The sequence below is a fragment of the Streptomyces rugosispiralis genome, from assembly GCF_024505145.1.
In the GTDB taxonomy this organism is placed as follows: Bacteria; Actinomycetota; Actinomycetes; order Streptomycetales; family Streptomycetaceae; genus Streptomyces; species Streptomyces rugosispiralis.
In genome coordinates this window covers 168,964-188,373 of the sequence record NZ_JANIAA010000006.1, presented here as the reverse complement: position 1 = coordinate 188,373, position 19,410 = coordinate 168,964, and the positions used below count along the sequence as shown (strand labels likewise).

Genomic DNA, 19,410 nt, shown 5'->3' with positions numbered 1-19,410 from the left:
AGCCCCGGATCACTGATGCATCACCATGTCCGGTATAGGCAGTTGGCGTCGTTCGATGGCCGCCGCCATCACTTCGGGGAAGAGATCGGGGGTGCAGGCGAAGGCGGGCGCGCCCAGCGCGGCGAGCGCCGCCGCGTGCTCACGGTCGTAGCTCGGCGCCCCCTCGTCGGACAGCGCGAGCAGCGCCACGAACTGCACCCCGGACGCCTTCATCGCGGCGACCCGGCCCAGCATCTCCTCGCGGATGCCGCCCTCGTAGAGGTCGCTGATGAGGACGACGACGGTGTCGGCGGGGCGGGTGATCTGCGACTGGCAGTAGGCCAGCGCGCGGTTGATGTCGGTGCCGCCGCCGAGTTGGGTGCCGAAGAGGACGTCCACCGGATCGTCCAGCTCCTCGGTCAGGTCGACCACGGAGGTGTCGAAGACGATCAGCCGGGTGGCGAGGGAGCGCATCGAGGCGAGCACGGCACCGAAGACCGAGGCGTAGACCACGGACGCGGCCATCGACCCCGACTGGTCGACGCACAGCACCACGTCCTTCTTCACCCCGCGCGCCGCCCGGCCGTATCCGATGAGCCGCTCGGGGACGACCGTCCGGTGGTCGGGCAGGTAGTTCTTGAGGTTGGCCCGGATGGTGCGGTCCCAGTCGATGTCCCGGTGGCGGGGGCGGCTGATCCGGGCGGAGCGGTCGAGCGCTCCGGTGAGGGTGGCGCGGGTGCGGGTGGCCAGCCGCTTCTCCACGTCCTCGACGACCTTACGGACGACGGCCCGCGCGGTGTTCTTGGTGGTCTCCGGCATCGCCTTGTTGAGGGACAGCAGCGTGCCCACGAGATGGACGTCCGCCTCCACGGCCTCCAGCATCTCCGGCTCCAGCAGCAGGGCGGACAGCCCCAGCCGGTCGATGGCGTCGCGCTGCATGACCTGGACCACGGAGGTGGGGAAGTACGTACGGATGTCACCGAGCCAGCGCGCCACTTGGGGCGCGGAGCCGCCGAGCCCGCCGGAGCGCGCACCGCTCCCGGCGCCCTGGGAGCCGCCGCTGCGCCCGGCGGCCGTGCCGCTGCCGCCCGCGCCGTCGCCGCCTCCGGAGCCGTAGAGGGCCTCGAGCGTGCGGTCCATGGCGGCGTCGGCCCCGCTGAGCGAACAGCCGGTGCCGTCGGCGCCCTGGCCGCCGAGCACCAACCGCCAGCGCCGCAGCCGTTCCTGGTCGGTCCGGGGGTGGTCACCCTGGGGGCGGTCGGCCCGGGGGTGGTCGGCCCGGGGGTGGTCGGCCCGGGGGTGGTCGGCCCGGGGGTGGTCGTGGTTGGGAGCGGGGTCGCCGTGGGGGGCGCCGTGGGGAGCGGGGTCGCCGTGGGGAGCGGCAGCGACGTGAGGGGCGTCGTGCGTCATCGGGCTGCCTCCATGGGGTCGTTGGCGTGCGGGGCGGGGTCGAGGCCCAGCAGCAGCCGCACGGTCGGTACGACGGCCGCCGCGCGGTCCGGGTCAAGGCCGGGGCCGAAGCCGGGTGCGGCGGGGGCGCCTTGGCCGTCGGCGCCGGTGGGCCCGTCGGCCGCGGGGCCCCGGCGGACCAGCTCGCCCAGGGTGCGGCGCACACCGGTGTCGTACGCGGAGAAGGTGCGCCGCAGCAGCGGCAGGACGTCGGTGAACGCCTCGGCGGGAACGGAGATCAGCCAGCGGTCGACCAGGCCGAGCAGCCGCTCGTCGTGGACGAGCAGCAGGCCGCCGCCCGCGCCGCCGCCGATGAACCCCTCGATCCAGGAGGCCGCTTCGGGCGGCTGGGTGCCGGGCGAGAGCGCGAGCCCCATCAGCCGGGCCGCCTCGTCCTCGGCGAGCCGGCCGTCGTCCAGCAGCAGCCGCGCGGCACGGCCCCGGATCAGGCCGGGGGTGGCGGGGGTGCCGTCCCGCCCGGCGAGGTTGCGCAGCGTGGCCGCCCAGCGGGCGCGCAGGCCGTCGGCGGTGCGGGACCCGGCTGCCCGCGTCTCCGTTGTCGACAAGTCCGCTGTCGACATGTCGGTCCGCGCGTGTGGCCGCGCCCCGGCCTCCGGCCCAGTCCCCGTCCCCGTCTCCGTCTCCGTCGTCTCCGTCCTGACCGTCTCTGTTTCCGACAGCAGGGCGATCGCCCGGTGCACGGCCTCCATATGGCGGCGCATCTCGGCGGCGCCGTCGGCGTCGAGACCGACGCAGGCGGGCGGCAGCCCGACCAGGATCCGCTCGGCCAGACCCACCGCGACCTCGCCGAGCGCGGCCGTGTCGGTGCCCCGTACGTCCCCGTAGCGCACCGAGCGCACCAGGGCGGGCAGGGCCTGGGCGAGATGGCCGACGTCCGCGTCGAGCGCGGCCCGGTCGGCGAGCGAACGCATCACGACGGGGAGGGCCCCGGAGAGCCCGGCGAGCAGACAGCGCTCGGCCAGCTCGGTCACCTCGGCGAGCCCCTTGGCGCTCCGGGCCTCGGTCTCCGCCTTGGCCGTGGCCGCCGACAGCACGGTGGTGCCCCACACCCCCGCCTCGGCGACCCGCACCGCCAGCTCCGGCTCCCACCCCAGCCGCCAGGTCTCCCTGAAGGTGCCGGTGCTGCCGCGCGAGACGGCCGGGGTGCCCCAGTCGACCCCGAGCAGCCGCAGCCGGTGCAGCAGACGGCTGCGCCCGGCGTCGGTGTCCTTGCGCAGGTCCAGCTCCAGCTCGCGCTCCAGCGCCTCGGGCTTGAGCCGCAGCGAGCGCTGGGTGCGCGTCAGATCGCGCTGGAGCGGCACCGCCGGAGCCGACTCGGGGACTTCGCCCAGGATGTCGCCGACCACGAGCCGGTCCCGCACGAGCGCGATCGGCACATCGGAGCCGTCGCACATCACCGCCCTTACGGCGTCGATGGTCTCGGCGAGCCCGGCGAGCGGACGTCCGCGCATGGCGGCCAGGGTTCCGGCGAGCCTTACGGCCTCGATGACATGGGCCGAGGAGACCGCGAAGTCCTCGTCCCGCAGCAGCCCGGCGACCTTGGTGAGCCAGCGCTCGACCGGCCGGTCCGGGGCGTGGAAGAGATGGTCGTACCAGCCGGGCGAGGTGATGCCCGCCCCGTATCCGCTGTGCCGGGCCAGCCGCCGGTGGGTCCACGGCACCCAGCTGATCTCGGTCTTGACCTTGGGCAGCCCCTTGAGGAGCTTCCGGTCGGCGGTCGCGGTGGTCCGCTCCGCCAGCGCCGGTACGTGCCAGGCCCCGCAGACGACCGCGACCTCGTCCCCGAACTCCCGCCGCGCCTCGCGCAGCCGCAGCCGCATATGGGCCTCGCGTACGGCGTCGTCCTCGTGCCCGCCGTGCCCGTACTCGGCGCGCAGTGCCTCCATGGCCTCCGCCACGGCCGCGAACGCCTCCGCACCGCCGGTGCCGCGGTGCTCGATGACGTCCTCCCACCAGCGCTCCGGGTCGTCGTACCCGGCCGCCTCGGAGAGGACGGCCAGCGGATCGACGCGCAGCCGCTCAACGGAGGCGGGGGCGGAGGCGGCTTGGTCGGCTTGGCCGGCCGGGCCCGCCGGATCGAGCGGGCCGGGCTCAGCCGCCGGGCCGGGCACACCGGCCGGTGCCGAGGGGCCGGCCGGGGCAAGCTCAGCCGCCGGGCCGTGCGCGGCCGCCGGGATGGGCGAACCGGCCGGGGCGGGCTCATTCGCCGCGGCAGACGCGGTCGTCGGGTCCGCCGGGTCGGTTGGAGCGGGCGCGGCCGCCGGGTCGGCCCCAGTCGCCGGGACGGGCGCGGTCATCGAAACGGGCGGACCGGCCGGGGCGGGCTCAGCCGCCGGTGGCTTCTTCGCCGCCATGGCCAGCGTGTTGGCCGCCGGGAGGTCGATGAACCGCACCGGAACCTCATGGGCCAGCGCCCACTGGATGGCCGCCCACTCCGGGGAGAACCCGGCCAGCGGCCAGAATCCGGCGCGCCCCGGGTCGTCCGCGGCATGGGCGAGCAGCGCGACCGGCGGACGCATGTCCTTCTCGGCGGCGAGCCCCACGATCGCGTCTGCTTCCGGAGGCCCCTCGATCAGCACCACGCGCGGTGGGCACGCCTCCAGCGCGGCCCGCACCGCCCGCGCCGACCCGGGGCCGTGGTGCCGCACGCCCAGCAGCAGCGGGCCGGTGGCCCGCGCCCGTGGGGCGCCCGTCATGCGGTCACCTCTCGGCACGCGCGGTAGAAGTCCTTCCAGCCGTCGCGCTCGCGGACCACCGTCTCCAGGTACTCCTGCCAGATGACACGGTCGGCCGCCGGGTCGCGGACGACCGCGCCCAGGATGCCCGCGGCCACATCGCCCGCCCTGAGCACACCGTCGCCGAAGTGGGCGGCGAGCGCGAGGCCGCTGGTGACCACGGAGATGGCCTCGGCCGTGGAGAGCGTGCCGGAGGGCGACTTCAGCTTCGTACGGCCGTCGCCGGTCACTCCGTCGCGCAGCTCACGGAAGACCGTGACCACCCGGCGGATCTCCTCGACGCCCTCCGGGAGCTCCGGGAGCTCCAGCGAGCGGCCGATCTGGGCGACGCGGCGGGAGACGATGTCGACCTCGTCCTCCGGGGTCGCGGGCAGCGGCAGCACGACCGTGTTGAAGCGGCGGCGCAGGGCGCTGGAGAGTTCATTGACCCCGCGGTCCCGGTCGTTGGCGGTCGCGATCAGGTTGAAGCCGCGGACCGCCTGGACCTCCTCCCCCAGCTCCGGGACCGGCAGCGTCTTCTCGGAGAGGATCGTGATGAGCGTGTCCTGCACATCGGCCGGGATACGCGTCAGCTCCTCCACGCGCGCGGTCATGCCGTCCGCCATCGCGCGCATCACCGGGCTCGGCACGAGCGCGTCCCGGCTCGGGCCGTGGGCGAGGAGCTGGGCGTAGTCCCACCCGTACCGGATGGCCTCCTCGGGCGTCCCGGCGGTGCCCTGGACCAGCAGGGTCGAGTCACCGCTGACCGCCGCGGCCAGATGCTCCGAGACCCATGTCTTGGCGGTGCCGGGCACGCCCAGCAACAGCAGGGCGCGGTCGGTGGCGAGGGTGGTGACGGCGACCTCGACGATGCGGCGCGGGCCCACGTACTTGGGGGTGATCACGGTGCCGTCGGGCAGCGTGCCGCCGAGCAGATAGGTGGCGACCGCCCACGGCGACAGCCGCCAGCGCGCGGGACGCGGACGGTCATCGGCGGCGGCCAGCGCGCTCAGCTCGGCGGCGAAGGCGTCCTCCGCATGTGGACGCAGCGCTTCCGAGGCTCCGGCGGCCGCTGCCGCCCCGCTCGTATCGGTGGATTCGGTTCCGGGCACAGTGACGGTCACAGCTCCCCCACGACTCGTTTCCGCGTTCCGTTTCCGGACGCGTGAACCACACTGCACCACGCCACTGACAACCGGCCGCCCATCAACGAACGCGCAGGTCAGAGCGATTGTCAGTGGGTGCCCGTACCGTCGCAGACATGAATCCGCAGGGGGAACGCTGGACGGCGGAGCAGGTGCTGGCCCTGGCTCCTGACGCCGCGTCACGCACGGCGGGCGGCAAGCTCGCCGCGGCCGGCACGTGGTCGGGCGCGGGCGCGCACGGGCAGGCGGTGTGGGGGCTGTGCTCGGGCAGCGGCGGCACGCCGTACCAGACGGTGGTCGATCTGAACGGGCCCGGTTATCGGTGCAGTTGCCCGAGCCGGAAGTTCCCGTGCAAGCACGCGCTGGGTCTGCTGCTGCTGTGGACGTCCGGCGAGGGGGGCGTGCCCGCGGACGGGGAGCCGCCGGAGTGGGCCGGGCAGTGGCTCGGCGGCCGGCGGGAGCGGGCCGAAAAGCTCGCCGCCGGGGCCCGGGATGGGGGCCCGGGCCCCGGCGGCGGGGCCGGGGACGGCGCGGGGAAAGGGGGGAGCGGAGGCGCGGCCGATCCGGAGGCGGCGCACCGCCGCGCCGAGCGGCGGGCCCAGCGGATCGCCGCGGGCGCCACGGAGTTGGAGCGGCGGCTCGCCGATCTGCTCCGCGACGGTCTGGCCGCCGCCGACCGCGCCGGATACGGGGCGTGGGACGAGACGGCCGCGCGGATGGTCGACGCCCAGGCTCCGGGTCTGGAGGCGCGGGTGCGGGAGCTGGCCGCGATTCCGTCGTCCGGTCCGGGGTGGCCCGCCCGGCTGCTGGAGGAGTGCGCGCTGGCCCACCTGCTCAACCAGGGCTTTCTCCATCTGGACCGGCTCCCGGAGAAGCTGGCCGCCACCACCCGCACCCGCGTGGGTCTCACGACACCGGTGGCCGAGCTGCTGGCGGCGGAGGAGGCGATCCGGGACCGCTGGCTGGTACTGGGCCGCCAGGACGGCACGGACGGCAGGCTGACCACGCGCCGGACCTGGCTGCGGGGCGAGCGTACGCACCGTATGGCGCTGCTGCTCTCGTTCAGCGCCCCCGGCCGGCCCCCCGAGCTCGCGCTCCCCACCGGCCTGGTGCTCGACGCCGACCTCGCGTATTACCCGGCGGCCCGGCCGCTGCGGGCGGCGCTCGGCACCCGGCACGAGGAGGTGGCCGAGGCCGCGCCCCCCGTGGCACCTCCAGCCGTTGAGGGGCGCGATGCGCCCGGGGCCCCCGAGGGGTGTGAGATGCCCGGGACCGCCCCCGACGGGTGCGATGTCGAGACCGCGCTCGCGGCCTATGGGGCGGCGCTCGGGGAGGATCCGTGGCTGGACGGCTGGCCGGTGGTGCTCGCCGATGTGGTGCCGGTCCCGGGGGACGACGGATGGCAGCTGGCGGACGAGCGGAGCGGCTCGGCGCTGCCGGTCGATCCACGCTGCGCGGGGCGCACCGATCTGTGGCAGCTGATGGCGATATCCGGCGGCGGCCCGGTCACCGTCTTCGGTGAGTGCGGCCATCGCGGCTTCTCCCCCATCACCACGTGGGATCCGACCCCCGTTTCACTCATCGGCACAGCGGCGCAGGGAGGCACCCGTTGACCAGTACGACGCCCGTCGCGTCCAGCGCGTCCACCGCTCCCGGCACGTCGAGCAGCGCCGGGAGCAGCGCGTCCAGCGCGTCCTGGGACGATCTCGTCGCGGCCGCGCTGCTCGGCACCGAGCGGCGCACGCCGCCCGTCGCGCCGCGCCCCGGGCAGGACGCGCCGTCCGCCCTGCTGGACGCGGCCGCGCTCAGCACCGTGCGGCGGAGGGCCGGGCTGCGACCGGCGCCCGCCCGGCCGGGGCCGGACCGGGCGCCCGAGGATCCGCGGCCGGCGCTGCCCACGGCCGCCCGCAGCAGGCTGGCCCTGCTGCTCGCCGACCGTTCGGCGCCGGGCCGCGGCGGTTCGCGCTCCGCGCCCGACCTCGCCGAGCTGCTGCCGCAGTGGCTCGCGCTGGCCAATCACCACGGCTATCGCGTGCCGGACGCGCTGCTCCCGGCGCTGCTCGACGCGGCCCGCGCCCGCACCGATCTGCGGGCCGAGGCGCTGACGCTCGGCGGGCCGCGTGCGCTGTGGCTGGCCCGGCTCAATCCGGACTGGAGGTTCGCGCTGCGGGGCGCGGCCGGCCGGGCGTCCGCATCGCCCCCGGAGCCGTCGGAGGCGGCCACCGCACCGGACGAGGAACAGCGGCTGTGGGAGGAGGGGTTGTTCGCCGAGCGGGTGTCGCTGCTGGCGACGGCCCGCCATCGCGACCCGGCGGCGGGGCTGGCGCTGCTCAGCGGCACCTGGTCGACCGAGCGGGCCGAGGACCGGCTGATGTTCCTGGACTCGCTGCGCGACGATCTCTCCCCGTCCGATGAGCCGTTCCTCGAACAGGCGCTGTCCGACCGCAGCCGGAACGTCCGCGCGACCGCCGCCGAACTGCTCTCCGCCCTCCCCGGCTCGGCGCTCGCCGCGCGCATGGCCGAGCGGTCGCGGGGCTGTGTGTCACTGACCGCGGATGAGCCGCCCGCGGATGCGCTGACCACCGATGGGCTGACCGCGGATGCGCTGACCACCGATGGGCTGGCCGCTGATGCGCTGACCACCAAGGGGCTGACCCCTGATGGGCTGGCCCCTGATGGGCTGGCCCCTGATGGGCTGGCCCCTGATGGGCTGACCACCGAGAGACTGACCGCCGAGGGATCGACGGCCGAGGGATCGATCGCCGACGGGCTGACGGGCGACGAGCCGACGGCCGCCGGACGGACACCCCGGATAACCGTCCGCCCGCCGGACGAGTGCGACAGCGGAATGCAGCGCGACGGCATCGTGCCCAAGCCGCCCTCCGGACGGGGGGCGCGATCGTGGTGGCTGGGTCAGTTGGTGGAGGCGACTCCGCTGGACCGCTGGAGCGAGTGGTTCGGCGGACGCGCTCCCGCCGAGATCGTGGCGCTGCCCGTCGCGGACGGCTGGCAGGCGGATCTGCACGCGGCCTGGTGCCGGGCCGCCGTGCGGCAGCGCGGCGCCGAGTGGTGCCGTGCGCTGCTCGGCACTCCGGCGGTCGCGCCGGTCACCGCCGGGGAAGCGGCCCCCGCCGCCTGGCGCGACCCGGCGAAGCTGCTCTCCGCGCTGCCCTCCCAGGAACGGGCGGAGTGGGTGGCGGAGTTCATCGCCTCCCACGGCCTGTCCGACGCCTTCCGGCTGCTCGGGGTATGCGCGGTCCCCTGGGCTCAGCCCCTGGGCCGGGCCGTCGTCGACGCCCTGGACATCGCCCGCGACGCGGGCAGCTACCCCTGGAGCTTCAGCGGCGTCATGGGCCTGGCCGAGCGCTGCCTGGACCCGACCCAGGCGGACCGGCTCGAAGTGCTGACGGCGATACCGGACGAGCGGGAAGGAGCGGCCCCGGGAGCCGGAGGCTACTGGGCGGAGGCGTTCCAGCGCCTGGTGGGCACCCTCCGCCTACGGGCAGCCATGCAAGCCGAACTCGCCCCGGCCTGAGCCCCCAACGGGCCCCGCCCCGCGAATGCCCTGGGACTCGGAACCTTGCGGCCGGAACCGGCCCGGTGAGCCGATCGGGCTCCGGAATCCGGTCATCCCCCGGAACCCCGGACGGGCTCGGGGCAAGCCGAGCATCAGGCTCGGGGCGGGTCCGGGTCTCAGGCCGGATTCGAGAGCGGTGCGACCGGCCCCGGGGCGAGAGCGGTGCGACCGGCCCCGGGGCGAGAGCGGTGCGGCGGGTCAGGCGGCTACCGGGCGGACGTTCGTGCGGACCCAGTCGACGATGGACGTCGTGGTCGCGCCCGGGGTGAAGATCTCGGCGACACCCTGCTCCTTGAGCGGGGCGATGTCCGCCTCGGGGATGATCCCGCCGCCGAAGACCTTGATGTCCTCCGCGTCGCGCTCCCGCAGCAGCTCCAGCACCTTGGCGAACAGGGTCATATGGGCACCGGACAGAATGGACAGCCCGATCGCGTCGGCGTCCTCCTGGATCGCGGTGTCGACAATCTGCTCGGGGGTCTGGTGGAGCCCGGTGTAGATGACCTCCATGCCCGCGTCGCGCAGCGCCCGCGCGATCACCTTCGCACCACGGTCATGGCCGTCCAGCCCCGGCTTGGCCACCACCACACGGATCGGACCGGTCACACCCATCGCAGCCTCCAAGCCGTCGCACCCTCGCCCACCTCGACGTGAACGAACGTTATCCCCAGCATCCCCTACCCGGCAGTTTCACGGCGCACAGCGAGGGGGAAATCACACGTGGGACACGTTCACTGAAGGCCGTACCCGTACTCGCATCCGCTTCCGCGCGCATCGCACACCGCGCATCCGCATCGCACACCGCGGATCCGCATCGCGCATCCGCCGCGCGGACGCCGCATACGCTCGGGCCGGCCACATCAGGGGAGCCGCAGCGGGGACCGTCGCACCGCGCAGCGCCGCCGCGAGCCGCATGGCGCCGCGGTGCGACGGGCGGTCCCACGTCATGCGGTCGCAGCCACGTCCAGATGCGGTCGCAGCCACGTCCAGTGTCTCGGCGGGGACGCCCGCGTCCACACCCTGATGACGCTCGGCACCCCGCACGGCGGCACCCGCATCGCGCCCCTGTTGTCCGCACATCCGCTCGTGCGTCAGATGTGCCCTAACTCCTCGGTGATAACGGAGTTGCGACGGCCTGCCCCCGATTGCCGTACGCGATTCATCGCTTTCCGGAGCGATGTGGATCAGTTGATGATCCCGAAGGAGACGGCCCGGATAGACCATCCGGATGCGATCTCCCACAACATCCGCGTCAACGGAATCGGACATCTCGCCCTGGCGGTGCATTTCTCCGTGGCCGCCCGCATCCATGAGGCCCTGGACGCCTCCAACGAGGCCCCGACGGGCGCCTCTGACGCGGTCCCCGATGGTTCAGAAGCCCTGGAATTGCCGAACGTCAATCGAACATCCGGCCAAGGATCCACGTACAGTCAGCCGAAAGACGGCCAAATGCCCTTTGCCGAGCTGCTCAAAACTCACGGAAGATTGTCGCTGCCGCGTACCGCCGGGTACAGTCGCCGCTAATTCTCCTGCAGCCGAGGCGAAAGAGAAGTGGTGGTGAACGACCGTCACCCGTCGGGGGCCTCTCCGACCGTCCCCGCTCCCGACGCCTCGTATCCGTACGACGAGGCTTACGGTCAGCGGCAGGACACAGCGCACGGCTACGTCGGGTACGACGGGTACTCCACCGGCAACTTCGCCCACCTGGCCACCGCCTACGGGGACGGCGACCCGCTCTACGGCGACGGCGACCCGCTCTTCGGCGCGCTTCCGGGCGCGTACGACGGCGGACAGGGCACCCACAGCGGTCAGTACGACGCCTCGCAGTGGGCCACGGTCGACCAGCACCACCAGACCGGCTCGTACGCCACCGGCCACTACGACGTGGGCCACGACACGGCCCACCACGACACCGGCCACCACGACACGGCCCATTACGACTCCGGCGCCTACGACACCACCGCGATGTGGGCCGCCTCCGGCTATCACCTGCCGACCGGCATCCCCGCCCAGCAGGACGCCGAGACCGGCGCCCAGTGGGACGTCGGCGCCTGGGACACGGGTGCCACCGGCCACACCGAGCTGCCGGATCAGTGGGACCACGGGGTGGGGTACGAGGCCGAGGCGTACACCTCGGGCGTGGACACCGGTCAGACCCAGGTCTGGGACACCTCCGTCTACGGGACCGTGGACGAAGCGCGGTACGACCAGTCCGGGCTGAACCATCCGGGGTTCGACCAGCAGGGGTTCGACCATCACCCTGGTCTCGATCAGCAGGGACTCGACCACCACTCCGGCTTCGATCAAACAGGGCTCGACCAGACCGAGCACGAGCCCAACGCCTTCGACCAGACGGCCGCGTTCGACCAGACGGCCGCCTTCGAGCAGGCCGTCATCCCCGAGCAGCCCGGCGCCTTCGAGCACACCGCGGTCTTCGAGCCGGTCAGCGAGCCCGACCAGCCGTACGACGGCCCCGCCCCAGAAGCGGAACCTGAACCCGAGGCGGCGGTCATGCGGGAATCCGCCCCCTCCCCTCGCCGGGAGGTGGGCCGCGGCCGCCGCCGTACCCCCTCGCCCCGCCCCAAGCGCTCCGCGCTCCTCACCGTCGCCGTCCCCTCCGTCTGCGCCCTGGGCGTCACCGCCGTGGCCGCCGCCTCGGTCAGCGGTGTGGGGAGCGACAAGAAGGACGAGTCCACGACTCAGGCCGCCCCCGACGCCGCGGCGGCCCCCGTGAAGCCCTCCGTCGCCAACAGCAAACTGGACTCCCAGCTCGCCGGGGTCCGCGAGGGCGCCGACGACTTCCGCGACCGCGCCAGCCGCACCCAGGAGCGGATCGACCTCCAGGCGCGCCAGGCCGCCGAGAAGAAGCGCAAGGTGGCCGAGGCGGCGCGCAAGGAGGCGCTGCGCCCGAAGTTCGCGCTGCCCGTCGCCCAGCACGGCCTGAGCGCCCAGTTCGGCCAGGCCGGTATCAACTGGATGTCGGTGCACACCGGCATCGACTTCCCGGTGAGCTACGGGACGCCCGTGATGGCCGCCACCGACGGCACCGTAAGGACGCAGTGGAACGACGCCTACGGCAATATGGTCGTTCTGACCAGCCCGGACGGCACGGAGACCTGGTACTGCCACCTCAGCAGCGCCAAGATCCGCTCCGGGACCGTCAAGGCCGGGGAGACCATCGCGTACTCCGGGAACTCCGGTAACTCCACCGGCCCGCATCTGCACTTCGAGGTCCACCCCGCCGGTGGCGCGGCCATCGACCCGCTGCCCTGGCTGCGCGGCCACGGCCTCGACCCGACCTGACCTGGGCCTGCCGGCTCTGCCCGCCGTAGCGCGCCCACCGGCACGCTACGGCCTCAGCACTCCGCCCCCCGCTACAGCTTCTCCACCGGTGCGTACCGCAGCAGCAGCCGCTTCGGCTTCTCGTCGCCGAAGTCGATCGTCGCCTCCGCGTTGTCCCCGCTGCCCTTGACCGCCACCACCGTGCCGAGCCCGAACGAGTCATGGGTGACCCGGTCGCCGATGGCCAGGGCGACCACCGGGCGCTCCTGGGCCCGCCGGGTGGCGAACCCGCTGCCCCCGGTGCGCGAACGCGACGTCGACAGACCGGACGACAGCCCCGACGGCGGCGTCGAGGCGATGCCGCTCATGGACGCCGACGGGGTGGCGGGCCCGGTGCGCCGCCAGCGCAGGTACTGGTCCGGGATCTCCTCCAGGAAGCGGGACGGCGGGTTGTACGCGGGCTGTCCCCAGGCGCTGCGCATCGTCGAGCGGGTCAGATAGAGCCGCTCGCGGGCCCGGGTGATCCCCACGTAGGCCAGCCGCCGCTCCTCCTCCAGCTCCTTGGTCTGGCCGAGCGCCCGCATATGCGGGAAGACGCCGTCCTCCAGGCCGCTGAGGAAGACGACCGGGAACTCCAGGCCCTTCGCGGTGTGCAGGGTCATCAGCGTGATCACGCCGGAGCCCTCGGTGTCCTCGTCGGGGATCTGGTCGGAGTCGGCGACGAGCGCGACCTGCTCCAGGAAGTCCGCGAGGGTGCCGGGGTTCTCCTCGCCGCGGTCCTGCTCGAACTCCAGCGCCACGGCGGCGAGCTCCTGGAGGTTCTCGATCCGGGTCTCGTCCTGCGGATCGGTGGACGCCTGGAGCTCGGCCAGATAGCCGGTGCGCTCCAGCACCGCCTCCAGGACGGTGGCCGGGCCCGCCCCGGACTCCACGATGGTGTGCAGTTCCTCCATGAGCGTGTTGAACCGCTTGACGGCATTGGCCGAACGGGCCGCCATGCCGTACGCCTCGTCGACCCGGCGCAACGCCTGCGGGAAGGTGATCTTCTCGCGCAGCGACAGCGCGTCGATCATGGCCTCCGCGCGCTCGCCGATACCGCGCTTGGGCACGTTCAGGATCCGGCGGAGCGGGACGGAGTCCTCGGGGTTGGCCAGCACCCGCAGATAGGCGAGGACGTCCCGGACCTCCTTGCGCTCGTAGAACCGCACACCGCCGACGACCTTGTACGGCAGCCCGACGCGGATGAAGACCTCTTCGAAGACACGGGACTGGGCGTTGGTGCGGTAGAAGACCGCCACGTCCCCGGCCTTGGCGTCGCCCGCGTCCGTCAGCCGGTCGATCTCGTCGGCGACGAACTGGGCCTCGTCGTGCTCGGTGTCGGCCACATAGCCGGTGATCTCGGCCCCGGCGCCGGCGTCCGTCCACAGGTTCTTCGGGCGGCGGTTCTCATTGCGCTCGATGACGGCGTTGGCCGCGCTCAGGATGGTCTGGGTCGAGCGGTAGTTCTGCTCGAGGAGGATCGTCCGGGCGGTGGGGTAGTCCTCCTCGAACTGGAGGATGTTACGGATCGTGGCGCCCCGGAAGGCGTAGATCGACTGGTCGGCGTCGCCCACCACGCACAGCTCGGCGGCCGTGGTCTCCTCGGTGTCGGTGCCCACCAGCTCGCGCACGAGTGTGTACTGCGCGTGGTTGGTGTCCTGGTACTCGTCGACGAGTACGTGCCGGAAGCGGCGGCGGTAGTGCTCGGCGACGTCCGGGAACGCCTGGAGCAGATTGACCGTGGTCATGATGATGTCGTCGAAGTCCAGCGCGTTGGCCTCGCGCAGCCGCGCCTGGTACATCACGTACGCCTCGGCCAGCGTCTTCTCGAAGCCTCCCCCAGACTCCGTCCGGGAGGTGCCCCCTGCGGCCTGCCCGGTGAAGGTCTCCTCGTCGATCAGCTCGTTCTTGAGGTTGGAGATCTTGGCGCTGAAGGACTTCGGTGGGAACCGCTTGGGGTCGAGATCCAGATCCCGGCAGACCAGCGCCATCAGCCGCTTGGAGTCGGCCGCGTCGTAGATCGAGAACGACGAGGTGAAGCCCAGCCTCTTCGACTCCCGGCGCAGGATGCGGACGCAGGCGCTGTGGAAGGTCGACACCCACATGGCATTGGCCCGCGGGCCGACGAGCTCCTCGACCCGCTCCTTCATCTCGCCCGCCGCCTTGTTGGTGAAGGTGATGGCGAGGATCTGGCCGGGGTGGGTGGAGCGGGCGCCGAGCAGATAGGCGATGCGGTGGGTGAGCACCCGGGTCTTGCCGGAGCCGGCACCCGCGACGATCAGCAGCGGCGAGCCGGTGTGCTCCACGGCGGCCCTCTGCTGCTCGTTCAACCCCTCGAGCAGGGCGGACGGGTCCACGGCGGGCCGCGCCGCGCCGTCCCGGTAGTGGGCCTCCCGGGGCACGGGCGCGTCGAAATCGCCGCTGAAGAGGTGATGCGGCACGTCCTCGGCACCGCCGTGACCAGGGTGTGCCGATTCCTCGGGCGGCGGTGGCCGCTCCTCGTCCGAAGGAGGCCCGAGGTCCGCCAGGAAGCTGTCGTCAAAGAGGCTGCTCATCGCTCCCCGAGTCTATGCCGCCCCACTGACAGCCGACGTCCGAACATCACGAAACGGTTTCGGGCAAAACGGTCACCAGTCTTCACAGGAGCCCCACGTGTTGGCTACCGTCCTGCGTCAGGCGGCCCGGAAGATCCGTCGGCGAACCACGTCGGCACGGGCTGCCTCCGCCGAGTCCGGTACGCCGTGAGGCGCCCGGAGCCGGGGACCCAACAACGCAAGACCGGGGTGAATCGGCCCGAAACGGTGTGGCACGGACAGTGCCCCCGGACACGGCCGTAGGGCAACCTTCCGAACCGCCCGAACCCGACAGCTAACCCGGTAGGCGGTCCACGGAAGGAGTCGCCACCCTTGGCGTCGCACCGCAAGCCGCGGAGCCGAATACCCGCCCCGCTCACCGGTCACAGCCGCCGTACGGCCGTCGGGTTCACCACGGCCGCCCTCGCGTCCGTCACCCTCCTCTCCCAGTCGGCCAACGCCGCGCCCGCCGAGCCCAAGCCGGCCACACAGTCGATCGAGAAGGTGAAGGAGAAGGTCGACACCCTCTACCACCAGGCGGAGACCGCCACCCAGCGCTTCAACGCCGCCAAGGAGCGCACCGACCAGCAGCGGGCCAAGGTCGACAAGCTGCTGGACTCCGTCGCCCAGCGCACCGAGAAGCTCAACGAGGCGCGGCGCATGCTCGGCACCTACGCCGCCGCCCAGTACCGCGACGGCGGAATGGCCCGTTCCGCCGCGACCCTGCTGTTCTCGAACAACCCGCAGGACGTCTTCGACCAGTCGCATCTGATGGACCGGATGACCGGCCGGCAGAAGCAGGCCGTCGACGACTTCCAGCAGCAGCGGGTGAAGGCCGCCAAGGAGCGCGGTAAGGCCAGCGAGAGCCTCGCCTCGCTGACCGCGTCCCAGAAGCAGCTGAAGGTCCAGAAGAAGACCGTCCAGGACAAGCTGACCGAGGCCCGGCGGCTGCTGGCGAAGCTGACCGCCAAGGAGAAGGCGCGGCTGGCGGCGATCGAGAAGAAGAAGGCGGAAGAAGACCGCCGTAAGGCCGCCGAGCTGGCCGAGAAACAGCGGCAGGAGGCGGCCGCGCGCAAGAAGCAGGAGCAGCAGAACGCGGGTGGCTCAGGTTCGACGGCGCCCTCCACGCCCTCGGCCCCGGCCAACAGCTCCAAGGCGGCCCAGGCCATCGCCTTCGCCAAGGCGCAGCTCGGCAAGCCATACGTCTGGGGCGCGACCGGGCCCAGCTCCTTCGACTGCTCGGGGCTGACGCAGGCGGCCTGGAAGTCCGCCGGGATCTCGCTGCCGCGCACCACCTGGGACCAGGTGAAGGCCGGTACGCGCGTCTCGGCGCCCCAACTCCAGCCCGGCGATCTCGTCTTCTTCTACGACGACATCAGCCATGTCGGCCTCTACATCGGCGACGGGATGATGATCCACGCGCCGAAGCCGGGCGATGTGGTGAAGAAGGCGCCGATCACGGAGATGCCGATCTACGGGAGCGTGCGGCCCTCATAGGGCCTCTGATCCCGACGATGCCGCTGTCCGGGGCGGACCCGGGCAGCGGCATCGTCATCGTCATCAGCTCGGCGACGCTGTCAGCGCCTCGGCGGCGCCGTCGGTGGCCCAACGGCGCCGTCAGTGGCTCATGTGCCGGGCTTGCGCCCGTAGACGTACACGTCGTCACCGTTCTTCAGCAGGCTCCAGTACTTCTTGGCGTCGCCCTTACGCATGTTGACGCAGCCATGGGAGCCGGGCGGGGACCATACGCTGCCGGCGATCGAGTGAAACGCCTGGCCGCCGTCGAAGAACTGGCTGTAGGGCATGGCGACCTTGTAGAGCGTCGACCAGTGGTTGATGTTCCGCCAGTAGATCCGCTTCAGCCCGGTGCGGGTCTCGAAGCCGTTCCGCCCGGACCGCACCGGCACCGGTCCGTAGACCAGCCGGGAGCCGTCCTGGACCCAGCTCAGCTGGCGGGTGAGGTCCACGCAGGCGATACGGCCCTTGTTGGTCGGGCACTTCCTCGCCGCGTTCGGGTTGTGCCCGGCGGCCTTCTGGGCGCCGATGAGGTTCATCACGCCCGAGGTGATCGGGCCCGCGTAGCCGATCGTCGGGCTGATGCCGTGGTCGATCTGGAACTTCTGGATCGCCAGACAGTCCGCCCGCGACTGCCGCCCGTCCACGGGACGGCCCAGGAACCGCTCGGCCTGCGTCTGGTACGGCCCGGCGGTGGCCGTGCACGACGACGCGGCCATGCTCACCGGTGTCACCGTGCCGGTCGACCGGCCCAGCGGCCGCGCCTGCGCCTGCGCCGGACCGGCGACGGCCACCGCGAGCGGCACCGCCATCCCCGCCAGCCCCAGGGCGACACCCACGCGCCGCCTATGACTTCTGACTGCCCCCACTACCCCCATTGGCCACTCCTCTCGACTGTCTCGCTCTTTACTAAGACAGCTCGCGAGTGCAAACGGTTGCCTCGGGATCGTGTCGCGTTGTCTTGGGATTACCCTCAGAACATTCGTTCGTCAGGTCCACAGCACGGCGATGAAGATGTTTGCCGTTGTCAAGGCACCCACCGCGCCGAAGGCGGCCGACTCTACCTTCTCCTCGTCGCGCTTCACATAGACCAGGCCGAGGATCACGACCAATAGCGCCAGCTTTACACCGATTTTGACGGTGTTGACGCTGTTGTCGTCCGCCTGATTGAGCCCGACCAGCGCCACGCCGGTCACCAGCATCGTCAGCGCGCCGTGCAGCATCGCCGGGGTCATCCGGGCCTCGCCCGCACGCGCGGCTTTGAGCTGCGAGAAGAAGCCACCGAGCAGCGCGCCGATGCCCACGATGTGGAGGCCGACGAACACGTGAATGAGTACGTCCATGGTTCCGGAGACTAGCCGCGCGCATATCATCACCCGGCACTCGGGTGGGCCCCTATCGCCGCTTCGGTCACGGCCACGCCACACTCCCGACCGCCCCACTCGCCGGGCGATCAGCAGCCGTCACGGGACCGACGAAATCCGTGCACTCCCGTTCAATCCCCCGCACGACCCCCGCTTTTCGGCCTAACTTCCTCCTCCAGGTGGCAGTCCGCTTCCCGTCAACCGAGGGTCCCCGCCTCATGGCGGACTGCCATCTGCCCGTCCGCTCCCCACAAGGGTCCAGGATCTGCGGAATGTCCTGGATTGCCCAAACTGGATTGCCCAAGAAAGACCAGGTGAACCGCCGCAGTGGCGTCGCACAGGAAGCCCAAGCAGCGCTCGCTCACCAGCGGCACCGCCCGCGCGGCCGCGCTCCTCGCCCTCACCGGCGCCACGTCCGCCACCCTCCTCGGCGGCACCGGGCACGCCGAGAACCGCCTCACCCCCGCCCAGGTGAGGACGAAGGTCGACGAGTACCAGCGGGAGGCCGAGGAAGCCACCGAGCGGTACAACGGCGCACGGGAGAAGGCCGACAAGGCCCGCGAGCGGCTGGAGGCGCTGCGCGACCAGGCCGCCCGCCGCACCACCCGGCTCAACACCGCGCGCAACGCGCTCGGGGCCTTCGCCACCGCCCAGTACCGCTCGGGGACGATCGCCCCGGCCCTCCAGCTCGCCCTGTCCTCCTCCCCCGACCAGTATCTGCAGCGCGCCTCGCTCGCCGAGCGCGCGGGCAGCCGCCAGGCCGCCCTGATCGCCACGATCGGCCGTCAGGAGCGGAAATTACGCCAGGTCCGCGGCGAGGCGGCCGACCGCCTCGCCGCTCTGCGCGCCTCCCGGGCGGCCGCCGCCCACCACAAGCGGACCGTCCAGGAGAAGCTCGCCGCCGCCGATCGCCTCCTCGACCGGCTGACCCTCGAGCAGCGGCAGCGCCTGCTGGCGGCGCGGGACGGCGACAAGGCCGCGGGCTCCCTCGCCCCCGCCACGGGCCGCGCCGCCCGCGCCGTCTCTTACGCGTACGCGGCCCTCGGCAAGCCGTACGTATGGGGCGCCACCGGCCCCCGCGGCTATGACTGCTCGGGGCTCACCCAGGCCGCCTGGCGCGCCGCCGGGGTCGCCCTCCCCCGCACCACGTACACCCAGATCAACGCCGGACAGCGCGTCACCCGCGACCAACTGGCCCCCGGCGACCTGGTCTTCTTCTACTCCGGCATCAGCCATGTCGGCCTCTACATCGGCGGCGGCCGCATGATCCACGCGCCGCACCCCGGGGCCCCGGTCCGGTTGGCCTCCGTCGGGGACATGCCCTTCGCGGGGGCGGCCCGCCCGGCGTAGCGGTCCCGAGCCCACACGGCGGCTGATCGGCGGCGCGCTGCCGCCGCGACTCGCCGCCGTGCGCATCCGCGCGGCCGAGGGGCTGCCGCCGCAGCCGCGCACCGGCTGGGGCCCGATGCCGCCGCTCGCCGAGACCCTGGAGCACACGGGCCGCCGTCTACGGCTGCCCCGACACGGGCGGCATCACGGTGAGCGGCGGCCGCTCCAGCCCCCTGGGCGCGGCGCTCGCCATGGTCAAGTACACGCTGGAGGTGGCGGGGCCGGTGGGTCACGGGCTCGGCTGAGCGGCGATCTGTCGGCGGAGTGCGGGGGGATGACGGCGCGCTGTCGGTGGGGGTGAGGGGATGACGGCGCCCTGTCGGCGGGGGCGAGGGGATGACGGCGCGCTGTCGGTGGGGGCGGGGG

General features: G+C 72.8%; 13 protein-coding genes and 1 riboswitch. Of the genes, 6 read left to right on the top strand and 7 right to left on the bottom strand.

The window, feature by feature from the left end:
* Positions 1 to 9: 9 nt before the first annotated feature.
* The 3 genes from NP777_RS13295 to NP777_RS13285 are packed head-to-tail and all read right to left on the bottom strand — an operon-like array spanning position 10 to position 5,287.
* Positions 10 to 1,389 (bottom strand): VWA domain-containing protein, encoded by a 1,380-nt coding sequence (locus NP777_RS13295; protein ID WP_256650334.1) that lies wholly within the window; start codon positions 1,387 to 1,389, stop codon positions 10 to 12.
* The gene (locus NP777_RS13290) at positions 1,386 to 4,145 is read right to left on the bottom strand and encodes a DUF5682 family protein (RefSeq protein ID WP_256650333.1); all 2,760 of its coding nucleotides are present in this window, start codon (positions 4,143 to 4,145) and stop codon (positions 1,386 to 1,388) included. The genes NP777_RS13295 and NP777_RS13290 overlap by 4 nt, the downstream gene beginning before the upstream one ends.
* On the bottom strand, positions 4,142 to 5,287 hold the full coding sequence (locus NP777_RS13285) for an ATP-binding protein (protein ID WP_391858497.1): 1,146 nt from the start codon (positions 5,285 to 5,287) through the stop codon (positions 4,142 to 4,144). Before NP777_RS13285 ends, NP777_RS13290 begins: the two co-directional genes overlap by 4 nt.
* A 137-nt stretch (positions 5,288 to 5,424) precedes the next feature.
* On the opposite strand from NP777_RS13285, the gene NP777_RS13280 reads away from it, so the two are divergent.
* Both NP777_RS13280 and NP777_RS13275 read left to right on the top strand, forming a co-directional pair.
* On the top strand, positions 5,425 to 6,921 hold the full coding sequence (locus NP777_RS13280; RefSeq protein ID WP_256650332.1) for an SWIM zinc finger family protein: 1,497 nt from the start codon (positions 5,425 to 5,427) through the stop codon (positions 6,919 to 6,921).
* A complete protein-coding gene (locus NP777_RS13275) occupies positions 6,918 to 8,843 on the top strand; it encodes a DUF5691 domain-containing protein (protein WP_391858496.1) in 1,926 nt (641 codons plus the stop codon). The genes NP777_RS13280 and NP777_RS13275 overlap by 4 nt, the downstream gene beginning before the upstream one ends.
* Positions 8,844 to 9,083: 240 nt before the next feature.
* Here the strand turns inward: NP777_RS13275 and NP777_RS13270 are convergent, their stop codons facing one another.
* On the bottom strand, positions 9,084 to 9,494 hold the full coding sequence (locus NP777_RS13270) for a cobalamin B12-binding domain-containing protein (protein ID WP_256650331.1): 411 nt from the start codon (positions 9,492 to 9,494) through the stop codon (positions 9,084 to 9,086).
* Between the two features lie 411 nt (positions 9,495 to 9,905).
* On the opposite strand from NP777_RS13270, the gene NP777_RS48495 reads away from it, so the two are divergent.
* Together NP777_RS48495 and NP777_RS13260 are read left to right on the top strand one after the other, a co-directional pair.
* The gene (locus tag NP777_RS48495; protein ID WP_391858495.1) at positions 9,906 to 10,406 is read left to right on the top strand and encodes a hypothetical protein; all 501 of its coding nucleotides are present in this window, start codon (positions 9,906 to 9,908) and stop codon (positions 10,404 to 10,406) included.
* Between the two features lie 33 nt (positions 10,407 to 10,439).
* Entirely contained in the window at positions 10,440 to 12,185 is a 1,746-nt protein-coding gene (locus NP777_RS13260) for a M23 family metallopeptidase (protein ID WP_256650330.1), read from the top strand.
* A gap of 71 nt (positions 12,186 to 12,256) precedes the next feature.
* On the opposite strand, the gene pcrA is transcribed toward NP777_RS13260, so the two are convergent.
* A complete protein-coding gene (gene pcrA, locus NP777_RS13255) occupies positions 12,257 to 14,758 on the bottom strand; it encodes a DNA helicase PcrA (protein ID WP_256650329.1) in 2,502 nt (833 codons plus the stop codon).
* 158 nt (positions 14,759 to 14,916) lie between these two features.
* A riboswitch (cyclic di-AMP (ydaO/yuaA leader) is annotated at positions 14,917 to 15,101 on the top strand.
* An 8-nt stretch (positions 15,102 to 15,109) separates the two neighbouring features.
* On the opposite strand from pcrA, the gene NP777_RS13250 reads away from it, so the two are divergent.
* The gene (locus tag NP777_RS13250; protein WP_256650328.1) at positions 15,110 to 16,273 is read left to right on the top strand and encodes a C40 family peptidase; all 1,164 of its coding nucleotides are present in this window, start codon (positions 15,110 to 15,112) and stop codon (positions 16,271 to 16,273) included.
* Between the two features lie 128 nt (positions 16,274 to 16,401).
* On the opposite strand, the gene NP777_RS13245 is transcribed toward NP777_RS13250, so the two are convergent.
* Both NP777_RS13245 and NP777_RS13240 read right to left on the bottom strand, forming a co-directional pair.
* A complete protein-coding gene (locus NP777_RS13245) occupies positions 16,402 to 17,169 on the bottom strand; it encodes a L,D-transpeptidase (protein WP_256650327.1) in 768 nt (255 codons plus the stop codon).
* A gap of 111 nt (positions 17,170 to 17,280) precedes the next feature.
* Positions 17,281 to 17,634 (bottom strand): hypothetical protein, encoded by a 354-nt coding sequence (locus tag NP777_RS13240; RefSeq protein WP_256650326.1) that lies wholly within the window; start codon positions 17,632 to 17,634, stop codon positions 17,281 to 17,283.
* Positions 17,635 to 17,982: 348 nt separating this feature from the next.
* On the opposite strand from NP777_RS13240, the gene NP777_RS13235 reads away from it, so the two are divergent.
* Complete coding sequence (locus tag NP777_RS13235) at positions 17,983 to 19,005, top strand: C40 family peptidase (RefSeq protein ID WP_256650325.1); 1,023 nt, start codon at positions 17,983 to 17,985, stop codon at positions 19,003 to 19,005.
* The last annotated feature ends 405 nt before the right edge of the window (positions 19,006 to 19,410 follow it).

Coding starts and splice junctions, on each gene's coding strand:
- NP777_RS13295 (WP_256650334.1), bottom strand. CDS start 1,389: ATGACGCACGACGCCCCTCACGTCGCTGCCGCTCCCCACGGCGACCCC.
- NP777_RS13290 (WP_256650333.1), bottom strand. CDS start 4,145: ATGACGGGCGCCCCACGGGCGCGGGCCACCGGCCCGCTGCTGCTGGGC.
- NP777_RS13280 (WP_256650332.1), top strand. CDS start 5,425: ATGAATCCGCAGGGGGAACGCTGGACGGCGGAGCAGGTGCTGGCCCTG.
- NP777_RS13270 (WP_256650331.1), bottom strand. CDS start 9,494: ATGGGTGTGACCGGTCCGATCCGTGTGGTGGTGGCCAAGCCGGGGCTG.
- NP777_RS48495 (WP_391858495.1), top strand. CDS start 9,906: ATGACGCTCGGCACCCCGCACGGCGGCACCCGCATCGCGCCCCTGTTG.
- pcrA (WP_256650329.1), bottom strand. CDS start 14,758: ATGAGCAGCCTCTTTGACGACAGCTTCCTGGCGGACCTCGGGCCTCCT.
- NP777_RS13245 (WP_256650327.1), bottom strand. CDS start 17,169: ATGGGGGTAGTGGGGGCAGTCAGAAGTCATAGGCGGCGCGTGGGTGTC.
- NP777_RS13240 (WP_256650326.1), bottom strand. CDS start 17,634: ATGGACGTACTCATTCACGTGTTCGTCGGCCTCCACATCGTGGGCATC.